Raw genomic sequence first — 12,267 nt, 5'->3', positions numbered from 1 at the left:
CCCTCCTGTTAGACGGGTTCTTCAGATGCTAAATACAACATCGGATTGAGGCGCTTTCCGAACATCTGACCTCCATGGATTTCAAAATGCAGATGGTCGCCGGTTGAGCGACCGGTTGAGCCGCATTGCCCGATGACTTCCAGCTGTCGCACTTCTTGCCCCACTTCCACCCCAATGCGACTTAAATGCGCATAGGCGGTAAAAAGATTGTTGGCATGCTGAATCACGACGATATTTCCGTACGTATTTCTCGGGCTACTGCTTGGGAATTCCGCATACACCACTCTTCCTTCCTTGGCTGCGTAAATAGGTTCAGGCCTGCTACAGGCAAAATCAACGCCTTCGTGGTTACTAATTTCGCCTGTGACTGGGTGAATACGTACACCGTAATTCGAATTCACTTGGACATTCGGAATGGGTTGCGCAAAATCACCAGACTGGACCTTGCAATTCAATGTCAACCCGCCAAGTGAACTGACGATAGACGTAATGGTCGGTACCCAATGCGCATTGAGATTCGTCGGGTCGTTTTCAGCTCCAATTGGGGCATAGACACTGCCGAGATCGACAATGGTGACTTTCCCGTCTTGGATGATGCGATTGTGGAGTGTTTGCCCCATCGCCATCAATCCTTCTTCAAGCGTCGCAAAGTTCATCAATCCATCCGGTCCCATCAAACCCCCTGGGTTATTTTTCGTGATGACCGCATTCGACGTTCCACTTGTGGTTTCGTGAAATGCAATGGCCGCCATGAGCACAGGATCAATGCCTTTTTCCTTCGCAATCTGAATGACGACTTGTCCTTTACCCGTGAAGACCCCTGCCGTACTGAATTTGGCTTCCCAGCGCTCTTTATTGATTTCTCCATTCACCGCGCAATACGCGCCTCCTGAAGCATCTGAAAGGGCTTGTACGTTTTGATCTGGATTTTCTAAATCAAATCCTTTGTCTTTGCCGTTCATCGCCATGAATACAGGAAGGACGAGTAAGAGAATGGCGGTGCCGATGATGACCAATCCAATAGGATTGAAGAAAACCTTCACGAGAAGCAACTCGCCCAGTGTTTTGGCGGTTCCCTTTGTGTTCATCTCCTCACCCCTTCTCCTTAAATCGTGATGTCGTTAATGCTCTTTTGTTCAAACCACAACATCTCCGTCACGTCATTCAACTGCACTTCCAGTTTGATTTTTTTGGAACCCGTATAGAAGATGCCTTTTCCTGCTTGTTCTTTTTTCTTGCCGTCTTTTAAGATAAGCGTTTCTCGTTCACCTTTGGAGAACGTATTGCCGAGCTCTTCTTCTAGGAACTTCAATTCCTCTTCACTCATCGGCAAATACAAACGCTGGACCGATTGGGTGATAATCGCTTTTCCGTAGTTGCGGTTCTCATCCCGCGCAGACAAGAAATCTTCCACTGATTGAGAAGCTGTGGTGATGCCACAGTTGAAAGATCGTAGCACTTTCATCATGAAATAGATAAATTCCATGGCTTTCGGTACTTTCGGATCCGCAATGACATGCGCTTCATCAATGAAGATTTCACTCGGTTCCCTGTCGCCACTCATAATCTCGTATGTTGTATGAGAGAGAATGTTATAAAAAAGAATGCGTTGAATCTTTTCGTTGTTACTCATCTCTTTCAAGTCATAACACACCAGGTCGTTATCGATGCTGATGTTTGTATGGCCGTTAAAGAGTTCCGAGTACATCCCCGTGACATAGGTTTTGAGTGTCGTGTGAAAATCCCGAATCGTTTCAAATAAATACGGATCGTCTTGTTGATCTTTTTCAATGAGTTCATATAAGTCTTGTAAAGTCGGATAATCAGTCGCCGTCAATGAGCTCGTATTGGTTGAATCCGTAATCCCTTTTTCCGCGTAGACTTTTTGAATATAGCTACTTAGGATTTCTTCCTGTAAATCGGTCATGCCGTTATACATGAGGCGGAACATAACTAATAGATTCGAAATCTTCGTTAATAGGATATTGCCAAATTCCGTTTCCTCAACAATGACTTTCTCACTGACTTTCGGAAGGTCCAGCGGATTGATACGATTGCCGCCTTTTAATTGAAACTTCACCCATGCCCCACCTAAATCTGCATAAGAACGTCCGAATTCACCTTTCGGATCCACGGTAATAATTTTGCGTCCGAGCATGTGCTTGTTTGTCATGTTGGCAAAGAGATACGTAGATTTTCCAATACCAGAAATTCCGATAACGAACTCATGTCGATTCAACAACGTGGTGTCATCGACAATCACAACGTTTCCAGTCGTCATGTTACGTCCCTTAATTAAACCGGTCTGCGAGAACATTTCATTTTCATGAAACGGAAAGAAATAGGATATGGCTTCGGAATTGCTCATCTTGTAGGTCAGCTCATCCACTTTGTTTTCATTCAGGGGCAGGAAGGAACGGAAGGCATCAATCGCACGATCCGTTGGATTATGGATGATCCCAATTTTGGAGAATTTGCTTTTCACCGTCGTGGTTAATTGATCAAGTTCCTCGATGGAACTTGCCACTAAGTGAATCAATGTGTGGAATAAGAAGATTTTGTCATTTCGATAGGCGAGATTCTTGAGCATTTCAGACGCACTGTCGATTTGTCCTTGTGATTCGATGATGGTGTTTTCATCCGCAAATCGTGTATTCATTTTCATGCGGTTTTGCTTGATACTTTTAACCAGCTGCGAACGTACCTCGCCTGTGTGATATTCCTGCACATAATTGATAATAGACACGTTTTCAGGGATTTCGGTCACTTGCTGGATTTTGTTTTGGTCTTGCACGGGATCGTAATCGACAATCAACAGGGACCGGGTATAATTAGCCCCCACACGGACGTACGAGTCGTATTCCGTGATGTTGTCAGGTGCTAAGACGGTGAGGAGTGATTGGTTCATGCCTCTGACTGTATCTTCAAAACTCGCTTCTTCTTTTTTGTTTGGGCGTAATAGTTGTGTAAACCAATTCATCGTCTCGTCACCTCCTTATTCAAAACGCTCATTCATTTGATTTTTGTAGTAGTTCAGCAATTCTTTTGCGGTGTTTTTACCGATGATGACATCAGCGCTGGCATTGGTTTTGTTGATGATGTTCTCACCTTGCGCTTGTGCATTTTCAAAGTCGATGCACGCATAGTAAAACTTCAGCAATTCATCGTTATTGAGCACCTTCACGTCGAGCTTTTCGTACCCACTCAACATCATTTCAAGTTTTGATTTCAAAATATTCGCCGTCATATCCATCTTCATGTAATCCTTTTCCGGACTGGTCATGGGTTTTGAAATCACCAGGTAGCGTTTTCGTGTCACCATGTTTTTAGACTTCTGAATACGCTCAATCTGACTCATATAGCCTTCTTTCAACACACGTTTCGCGTAAGATGAATCCGTCCCCAGTTGGTCATTGAACCACATCAAGTAATTCGTTAGATTAATCGGCTGTGCCACCTGCATGATTTGAATTTGTTTTTCACCTGAGTCATTTAAGAACGCTTGATAGGCTTCAAGCACTCGTTCTTTGGAGGCTTCATTCATCAACGATAAATTGACCGAAGAGATTTCCAACACTTTGATTAAGGTGCGACTCGACGATTCAATACAGCCGTTCGCAATGTTCATCAATCCAAGTTCGGTACGTGTATCGCCATCGCTACGACTCATCGGCAAGTCCCCTTTCGCATAATAAAATTCTTTCTTTCGCCATTTTGCTTGTAGTTTCCACATCACTTTATATTGCAGGAGTGACAGGTTTTTACGAACTGGATGTTTGTTGAGTTGAAAAACGGCCACCAATAATGTCGGTGCAAACGCAATCAACATCATCTTTTGATTAAGGTGTCCCATTCTGTACAGCACGTAAGAAATATTCATGCCCAAAACCACAAATGGGGAAAGGACGAACACATCTTGAAAGGAAATATTGCCGTATAAGTATTTCTTGGTGTCGATATTCAGTGGTAATTCGACTTTTCCAGAAGAGCGCATTCGTTCTTGTCGTTCAAAGTAACCTTCGGAACGCATAGCTATCACATCTTTCTAGGTTAGAGATTCGTTTGAACATAATCGATAACGGGACGTGCCAGTAAAAACAACACTACGCCGACCACACACAATTTAATGCCGTTCTTGAATTTTGGGGAAGATTGTTCATCTCCTGCCCAGACCCCAATAGCGCAAATCAGTAACCCAATAGCAAAGATGGTAATAAACGTCCCTTGCATATCGCTAAACAACGTATCTAAAAATCCTTGAATTCTTTCAAACATTTCCTCCACCTCCTAAATCTTGTATTGTGTTCACTCTAACAACTTGCCATAATAAAGGCAAGTTAAAAACCCATATTTTTCATGGGTGATATTTCCTTTTCTTTCTAGGTAATAAGGTCAAGTATTGCTTCGATTTCAAGGGTTTTTAATTCAAGAGAGTTCAAAATACGACTTTAAAAATTTAATATATAAATAAAAAAAGTTGAGAAGAATTACCTTCTCAACCACGCTAACAACTCATCTCGTTTCGCTTCCAATTCTGGAGAGAGACCTTCATCTTCTTCAACAGCTTCTGGATTTTGACGTCTTTCCTTATGTTTTTCAAACCAATCTGGCACGTTCTCTTCTTTTCTCTCAAATCCGCCTTTTTGTTCCTGGTCACATAACCATTGCTTCTTGTCCTCTACAGCTTTCGTAAGTCGCGCTTGAATGCTTTTAATCTTGCCAGGCGTTCGTTCAAGGGAATAGTTTAACGCATCTGCGTATTGATAATCGCTCAAAATGGATGCATGCCCTAAATAATGATTCGCTATATCTTGAATCTGAATATGGTCATCTATCAATCTCTTTTGATGTTTTTTCAGCACATCTTTGATGACAACTGGAATCTCCAATTGTTCAATGTCTTGATAGATCTTATATTCAGTCTCTTTAAAGTCAGTATCACTAAGGTCAGTATCATTAGTGTTAAAATTTTTAACTTCTTGAAGTAAAGAATTTTGATTTCTTGAAGTTAAATTTTTTAACTTCTGTTGGGGCTCTAAAGGCGACGGGTTTTCATTCTTCTCTTGTAAATCAATTACATCCTCATTTGTCACCTGTGGTTTCAATAAATACAGACGATTCGATTGGGATAAACCCATGCGTTTTTCTTCCAACAACTCAGCCTGTTGCAGTTCCTTTTTGATTTTGATGACGGTGGGTTTGCTGCAATTTAAAATCTCGCTTAATTGCTCATTTGCGAATAAAAAATAGATATATCCATCCTCATCAAACCATTGATTACGAATGGATAACTCCAACCGATCTTGCAGTAGTGCAAAGGCAATCTTCGCGTCATTGCTCATTTTTTTATAGTGATCACTTGTGAAGAAGATTTTGGGTAAACGATAAAAGCGCTCCCCTACTTCTTCTTGCACACGAAATTTTTTCGCCATGTCAAACTCCCCTTCCAAATAACCCTACAAAACCAGAAATTCCAAAGAAGAGTTGCCTCCCGTGTTCTTGTATCCATCGTGGCAAAATGTACAGATGAATTGAGGTTCACAATCATGCCACCAAGTGCTATACTTAACACATTAATTACATGAATTTTCCTTGAAATTTCTCTGCAGATAGACTTGGTTATTGCTGGTCGCCAAACTGTCCAATAACCAAGTATGTAGAGATTTTTTAGTATATACACTAAAATTTACGTTCAGTATACCACTTAACCCGATTTACTGCATATCGATTTCTGAAAGGATTTTCCAAAATGACTGCAAACGAAACGGATATTTATCTAAAAATAGGCAAAGCCCTGAAAGAGATTCGAACAGAAAAGAAATTAACACTCCAACAAATCGAAAAAATAAGTAAGCTACATGCAGCGAATATTTCCCTCGCTGAAAACGGGAAGTCCAATCCGAGTATTGGCTGGATTGTTCATTACTGCAATGTTCTCGATATCAATCCAAACGAAGTCTTTATCCGCGCGTTTGCCGAGGACTTCAAATACCAACAACTGGACCGTATCTTAGATAGATTCACAGCCTATCAACTAGAAAAAACAACACCTGAAAACGAATAACCTGAAAACACGACTCTTACTGGTTGTGTTTTTTTGTTTGCAAAGAAAAAGAGGATAGATAGATACAGAAAACAAAGGATACAAAAACCTAAACAGGATACGTATACAGATATGTAATGGCAGACTGGACAATTAGGATGAATTGATCGTAAATAGGTCCGGAACCCTTGGTATGACGGCCTGTTGAACAGCTTTTTCTGTATCATGCAGTGATTGAATCGCTTCTGAATTCTCGTTTTCGCTTACCATTCGTTGAACAGCTTTGTAATAAGTTGCCCGATGGGCTTGGTTGAATGAAAGCGCACACTGAAGAAGCACAGCAACAGACGTTAAACCTGTTTTTGCTTTGCAGCCTTTTCCTTCTATTTTCATCATAATTTTGGTCGATTGTTTCACGACTTCGTGTAATGTACTGCGCGCGATGCCAATTTCTTCGCAGATTTCTTTTTGCGTTCCCCACTTAATGGGTTGATCGACATTCGCATGCGTACTGATATACATTAAAATATCGCTTTCCCACTCTTCGTAATGACTTCGAGACCGATCTTTCCGAGCCTTCTTGAATTTGTGCCATCCCTTCGGATTGGATTGAATAACAATCTCTTTCCCACTCCCCCACTCTTCCAGCAGTTGTTTAATATAGGAGGAATGAGCCCCTTTGAAACGTCCTCGAAACGCACTTTTCATGATTTTCCTTACTTCCGAGTGCTTTAGTGGAGTTTGTAAGGAAGAATTCGCTTCATCAAGCAAGTTATACGTTTCGTCCTCTTCTTTTCCAGCACTGTAACAAGCTAGAGCCAACGTAAACAACAAGTTATCACGACCGATTTGCCCTTGTTGCCCTTTTACATGTTTGGCATGCAGTAATTCCTGGAACCAGGCTTCTTGTGTAACGTCGTGAGCTGATTGGTTTTCGTGGACCACAAATAAGCCGCGTCCGTGATTGTCGTCTTGTCTTCTGGACCATTCAATTAAATGGCCAAAATCAAAGGTCATATCTTTGGAGAACCAACGAATGTTTTCTTGTTTTGGCATACGGAAAAAGCCAAAGTCGTTACACGAAAGATCCACTCCCTGTAAAACCTTCGCTAAGCTACGTTTAATATTTTCTGAAATCCGTTTGGCCACTTTCAGACCACGAAAATCATGTTTATTCGAAATGAACAAAGGCTTGTCCAACACAAAATAAACCTGAAATCCTTTTGGGGTTTCCAAGATTAAGGTTGGGGCACCGACACTGTGATCGAGTGCAACCGTCAAGATTTCGGTATAGGATTGTTTTTTGGAATCTATGTCGACAACAAATGTATTGATTTGTTGTAAGTTGGTTTCTACATGTCCTTTAACGTACTTTCGACTTTGGTTGGTGTAAGTACCATAGTTAAAAACATTTGGAGTCCAGTGAGAAAGCACCTGATAATCTTCAATCACCGACTCTTTAGAAGATACAATGTACCCTTTTACGCCATTCGAGGACAACAAGTCTTCTTTGGACCGAGTAACAAAAACACTGCCTTTTTTACTTTGAGAGTTTCTTCTACTAGCTGCAACTTGATTTAATAGAGATGTGCGTGATCCGATTTTTTTGTATTCCATCAATCCATTATGAAGAACTAAGTCGAACAATAACTTTATATCGCCCATTTCACATCTCCTTTCTTCGCAACTAAGTAAGAGAAACTATCACTATCTCAATTAGTTACAAAGTATAGAAGAGCAAGAACCCTTATACAATAGGGGTTTGAGGCGTTTTCAGCGACTGTAGATTAGTCTACAAATCTACATGTAGACTAATCTACATATCTACTAATTTACATGTAGATTAGTCTACATGTAACCAAATCTACAAATCTACATGTAGACTAATCTACATATCTACATGTAGACCAATCTACATATCTACAATTTTGTTTGGTTTTCTTTTTATGAAAGGTCTCTAAGAACTTGATACATCAATACTTCCAGCAATTTAAAATCAAATAACATATATATTTTATTTCGAACTGACGATAATACAAATCTACATGTAGACGTGTCTACAAATCTACATGTAGATTCATCTACAAATCTATTAGTATACGAATCTACAAATATACAAATCTACATGTAGACCAATCTACCAATCTACATGTAGATTGGTCTACAGCTTTTAAAAAAGATGAAATAGCAGCAACTATTTCATCTTAGAGTATTATTTAGCTTTACTTTTATAAAGGTCGAAGATAATTTCAAATTGTTTTCTTTCGTCCTTAGTTAATATATTGGTAAGGTAATCATTAATTAACAAATCTGTTACATCGTCAACCGTTGTGGCTATACCCAATGTAACTAGGGCATTTAACTTATTTTTGGTATTCACACTTACACGAACAGTCGTGGTTTTTTCGGTCGTCACATTACTATTGTTTGCTTTCTTTGTTGACGAGGGGGGAGCTGATTCTTTTTTAGGTTCTTGAATCGGTTCAAATTCTTTGATATTAAAAGTATTTTTAGGAACAACGTTTTGGCTTCTTTCAATCTTCGCTGGTTGTTTCTTTCTAAGTAAATCAGACATCTACAACCTCTCCAATCGTGTTTGTTGAATCTGATGAATTAACTGCTGCATCTAATCGATGAATAAACTCAGTGGCCACAAGGGTATAGCTTTCAATGACATTTTTATCATGCATATCATTTTCAGTAATGCCCGTCATGTCAAATCGTTTTAATCTTTCCATCTGTTTAACTACTTTTTGGAATATATTATGTTCGCCAAAAATCTCTTTGGCCGTATCGAGCGTCTGAATATCTACGGCTGCACCATTTTTCCATAAGACAGGAAGAATTCCTAAGATATCGAGATCCGCATCATAATCATCTATTAATGTTTGAAGATAAGTGGTAAATCCTTCAGCGCCTTGTAGGCTTCTCTCTTGTGTTTGTAGAACAACAACGACAAAGTCAGAAGCATATAAAGCTGAATCCGTGATAATTGAGATGGTCGGAGGAACATCAATGAAAATAAAATCATAGTCTTCCTTTAATGGTTGCAACAATTTAGAGAAAAACTGTACACGATCAATTTCATTAGGGAATTTTTTTTCTAATAGCTTTGGATACTGGGCAAAGTCACTGAAACTTGGGAGAAGGTATAAATTATCCTTTATTTGAGTAACAATGCTACTTAAATCTTCTTCCTGAATTGCGGACATCAATGTCTTTTCGTACGAAACAATATCATCTTCTAATAATGCCTTGGTCCGCAGAAATAAACTAGTTGCATTAGCTTGAGGATCTTGGTCGCTTAATAACACTCTGTAACCCATATTAGCTAAACAATATGCAATCATTGTACTGTTCGTAGTTTTACCAGTACCGCCTTTGAAATTTCCAAATGTGATAACTTGACATGATAAGTTGTTCATTGAATTGCCTCCTTTTATTATGGAATTAGTAAATTATGTTTTATCTTTTCGTATACTTGTAGACTGATGGAAATAACTAATAATTTAAAAATAACATTGTTTTTACTATAGTACAACCTTCATTAAGAAAAACATAGGATAAATCAAGGGTTTTAAAGGTTTTTTTCTACGTCTACAAATCTACATGTATATCAATCTACAAATCTACATGTAGATTTGTAGATTGGTTCTTATAGAAAAGACAGTTCCTAGAAATATTAGTGTTCTTTCGAACCTAATAGTGGATAGTCTGTGTTTGAGTGATTTTGAGATTTGTTTGATAAAAGTGATAGTGAAAATCTTAAGTTAAATCATTAAAAAAAGCTCCCCATTGATTGGTGAGCAATTAAATAAGTTTATTTTTTATTAAAGCGTTAGTTGAAGAAAGACAACGACTGAAATTCAATTGTGCCGTAGTTTAATCATTCTTCCAACACAACAATTCGTTTTGCAATTACACCTGTTTTTTCGGGACCATCGGAATTCTTCCAAATAGCAACTTTATCGCCAATCTTAAACTTTCCATCAATTTTTGCCTTATTAATATAAATCCAAACTTCATTGGAACTGTCTTCTTTAGTTTGGTGGTCCAATGCTTCTTGCTTTGAAATATCTTCGATAATTGCAAAAACTTGTTTCTCATTATTAATTTCCACAACGTGTCCTGTGAGAAAAGGTGTTTCTGAAACAAACTCTGTTGCAGGGATATTTGAACAAGCTGAGAGGAAAATTCCCAAACAAAGTGTCATTAGATAGATATAATTTTTCAAGCTATCACTCCTTATTGAAGTAAAGAACCAGTTAGCCACCTATGCATCGCAAAACCAGCGCTACACCACAGAGGATGAAAATCTGTGTAGAACAGTATAGATTACTACGGCCGGGAGATGAAGGTCCATGAACTATGGTGCCGTAGAGACCAACCGTTAGTCTGACTCCAACAACAACGGTGTATCACAAAATGTCACGCCCTTTAGGGGTAGCACTCATGGGAGATTAATCCTACTCAGATTGTTGCACTAGCTAACCACCCTATACTTCTTACTAGAGGGAGGATTTTAATCAGATTAGCTAGCTGCTTAATAATAATGCTGACTAAGGCTCAGCCTTTTTTAAAAAGTTTTTTTACTGGGTCCACTTTAATTTGCACTTTTTTGATTTTGATTTCAATTTTCATGGGAGTTCAACACCCTCTATATAACCAAAGTAATGGATACATTATTAATAATTAGAAAAGATTTACTTTAGTAAATAAGTAATAAAATGAATATAAAAGGGCTAAGACCCCAACTATTTTACTGAAGTTTTTTTGCTTACTTTCTTTGTCCATTATAAAGAAAATGCCAGTACAAAAGAACCCAATAAACCACCCGATTTCGTATTGTAAAAAGGCCAAAACAAACCCTAAAAGACCAATAGTTTGAAGTATTATGGGTAAGTTTTTTTTCATAATAACCACTCCTAGTTTTTATTTCTTTTTTGGAATTTCAACAATTGAATCCTTGTTCAACTAAACTGCTGCGTTAGTTGAACAAGAAACTGGATATTCCGTCCGTAAAACCTCGATTCAATTACGCAACTGGCATAACGCATACACAGTAGGTGACATAATCCCCGGATGAGGAAGTCCCTCAATCATTCAATCCTGGACACCTTGTGCGAACTCTATAGCTTTTAAAGAGGAATTAATTAAAGGGCAGCTGCCTTTTGCTATTCTAAGTTCTAACGCTTCTTGGAAGCATTTTATTGCTTCTTTTCCTCTTTTTAATTCTAAGAGACATTTACCTTTGTGTTGTAATGCAAAATCTAAGTGAGAATTCACTTCAGTTTCATAACTTTTGACCAGTGCCTGATTGAATTTTTCTAATGCTTGTTCAAGGTTATTGTCATATTTCAAAGCTTCTCCGAGACGAATTAAAGAGATAATTTCTCTGGTGTAGTTCTTTTCCTCAATTGAATCCTGAAGGTTTAATTCTAAATATTTAATTGCATTTTTGGGTTCCCCGTAAATCCTATAAAGATTCCCTAAAGTGCCGTAAAGAAAATACTTGTTGTTTTTACTAGTTAAACTATCTTCTTTTACTTGTTTCAATAACGATTCGGCTTTAAGGATCACCTGCTTTAACTTAGAAGGATTTGATGATTTCTCACGAAGATACTGATTTGAATCAAAATAAATATCCTTATTTAATGAAATAAGCTCTTTTTTGAAATTTGTTAAATCCATAAACAATCCCCCTTTCAGAAACTCCCCGTAAAATTATCAATTAGTTCTTCAGCTCACCTGGCTGAAGAACCCATCGATTCAATTGCTGGAACGGTTTGTATATCACATGCACCCCAGATGACATAACACTCTGACTAGGAAGTAATCACCTTCGATTTGAAATTAAAGAGAACATTAAAAAATGGATGAAAAAGTTTAAAAAGGTGAACTAAAAAACCGAAGGCGCGAACGCCAATGGTTTCATAAATAGGTGGGTTGCCACAAAAGACAGTCAGCAGGATAAAGCGAAAATCTATTCTTATCGCTAAATACTCAAGTCTAGACTTTTTGGGTTTTGTTAATTAAGAAACCGTTCGTAATCTGTTGACTTAACTTATAAACCAGATAACCCAAAACATTAAAAATAATAAAAGCTAAAACCCAACCGATATTCAATCGTTTATTGTGATAAGCATTGATGATTGCCCAAATCGAAAATAATGTCCAATAGATAGCTACGCCTACTAACAAGATTAAAGCAGCAAAATCACTAA

12 protein-coding genes and 1 pseudogene are annotated in these 12,267 nt (G+C 38.4%); 1 reads left to right on the top strand and 12 read right to left on the bottom strand.

Translation table 11 applies throughout. The features are described from left to right. Nucleotides 1–8 precede the first annotated feature (8 nt). The 5 genes from ACQKEV_RS16390 to ACQKEV_RS16370 form a co-directional block, all read right to left on the bottom strand. On the bottom strand, nucleotides 9–1,088 hold the full coding sequence (locus ACQKEV_RS16390) for a peptidoglycan DD-metalloendopeptidase family protein (protein WP_427447691.1): 1,080 nt from the start codon (nucleotides 1,086–1,088) through the stop codon (nucleotides 9–11). A 17-nt stretch (nucleotides 1,089–1,105) separates the two neighbouring features. Continuing rightward, the gene (locus tag ACQKEV_RS16385; RefSeq protein WP_427447689.1) at nucleotides 1,106–2,980 is read right to left on the bottom strand and encodes a VirB4 family type IV secretion system protein; all 1,875 of its coding nucleotides are present in this window, start codon (nucleotides 2,978–2,980) and stop codon (nucleotides 1,106–1,108) included. Nucleotides 2,981–2,995: 15 nt separating this feature from the next. Then, nucleotides 2,996–4,030 carry a TrsD gene (locus tag ACQKEV_RS16380; RefSeq protein WP_427447688.1) on the bottom strand — a complete coding sequence of 345 codons (1,035 nt, stop codon included), beginning with the start codon at nucleotides 4,028–4,030 and terminating at the stop codon, nucleotides 2,996–2,998. A gap of 20 nt (nucleotides 4,031–4,050) precedes the next feature. After that, a complete protein-coding gene (locus ACQKEV_RS16375; RefSeq protein ID WP_427447687.1) occupies nucleotides 4,051–4,275 on the bottom strand; it encodes a hypothetical protein in 225 nt (74 codons plus the stop codon). 212 nt (nucleotides 4,276–4,487) lie between these two features. After that, nucleotides 4,488–5,432 (bottom strand): replication initiator protein A, encoded by a 945-nt coding sequence (locus ACQKEV_RS16370; RefSeq protein WP_427447685.1) that lies wholly within the window; start codon nucleotides 5,430–5,432, stop codon nucleotides 4,488–4,490. A 317-nt stretch (nucleotides 5,433–5,749) separates the two neighbouring features. Here ACQKEV_RS16370 and ACQKEV_RS16365 point away from each other — a divergent pair, with 317 nt between their 5' ends. Further along, the gene (locus ACQKEV_RS16365; RefSeq protein ID WP_427447683.1) at nucleotides 5,750–6,064 is read left to right on the top strand and encodes a helix-turn-helix domain-containing protein; all 315 of its coding nucleotides are present in this window, start codon (nucleotides 5,750–5,752) and stop codon (nucleotides 6,062–6,064) included. A 132-nt stretch (nucleotides 6,065–6,196) separates the two neighbouring features. Here the strand turns inward: ACQKEV_RS16365 and ACQKEV_RS16360 are convergent, their stop codons facing one another. The 7 genes and pseudogenes from ACQKEV_RS16360 to ACQKEV_RS16330 form a co-directional block, all read right to left on the bottom strand. Then, nucleotides 6,197–7,708 (bottom strand): primase C-terminal domain-containing protein, encoded by a 1,512-nt coding sequence (locus tag ACQKEV_RS16360; RefSeq protein WP_427447682.1) that lies wholly within the window; start codon nucleotides 7,706–7,708, stop codon nucleotides 6,197–6,199. A gap of 547 nt (nucleotides 7,709–8,255) precedes the next feature. Beyond that, the gene (locus tag ACQKEV_RS16355) at nucleotides 8,256–8,618 is read right to left on the bottom strand and encodes a DUF5388 domain-containing protein (protein WP_427447681.1); all 363 of its coding nucleotides are present in this window, start codon (nucleotides 8,616–8,618) and stop codon (nucleotides 8,256–8,258) included. Then, nucleotides 8,611–9,468, bottom strand: coding sequence for an AAA family ATPase (locus tag ACQKEV_RS16350; protein WP_427447680.1), 858 nt, complete (start codon nucleotides 9,466–9,468; stop codon nucleotides 8,611–8,613). The genes ACQKEV_RS16355 and ACQKEV_RS16350 overlap by 8 nt, the downstream gene beginning before the upstream one ends. A 461-nt stretch (nucleotides 9,469–9,929) precedes the next feature. Beyond that, a complete protein-coding gene (locus ACQKEV_RS16345; protein ID WP_427447679.1) occupies nucleotides 9,930–10,277 on the bottom strand; it encodes a hypothetical protein in 348 nt (115 codons plus the stop codon). A 458-nt stretch (nucleotides 10,278–10,735) separates the two neighbouring features. After that, nucleotides 10,736–10,957 carry a hypothetical protein gene (locus ACQKEV_RS16340; protein ID WP_427457972.1) on the bottom strand — a complete coding sequence of 74 codons (222 nt, stop codon included), beginning with the start codon at nucleotides 10,955–10,957 and terminating at the stop codon, nucleotides 10,736–10,738. 189 nt (nucleotides 10,958–11,146) lie between these two features. Next, on the bottom strand, nucleotides 11,147–11,734 hold the full coding sequence (locus ACQKEV_RS16335) for a hypothetical protein (RefSeq protein ID WP_427457969.1): 588 nt from the start codon (nucleotides 11,732–11,734) through the stop codon (nucleotides 11,147–11,149). Nucleotides 11,735–12,052: 318 nt separating this feature from the next. Next, nucleotides 12,053–12,267: pseudogene (locus ACQKEV_RS16330) on the bottom strand (hypothetical protein); the annotation flags it as partial.

Source organism: Paenisporosarcina sp. NPDC076907 (assembly GCF_050269735.1).
Taxonomy (GTDB): domain Bacteria; phylum Bacillota; class Bacilli; order Bacillales_A; family Planococcaceae; genus Paenisporosarcina.
This window is presented reverse-complemented; position numbering and strand designations above follow the sequence as displayed.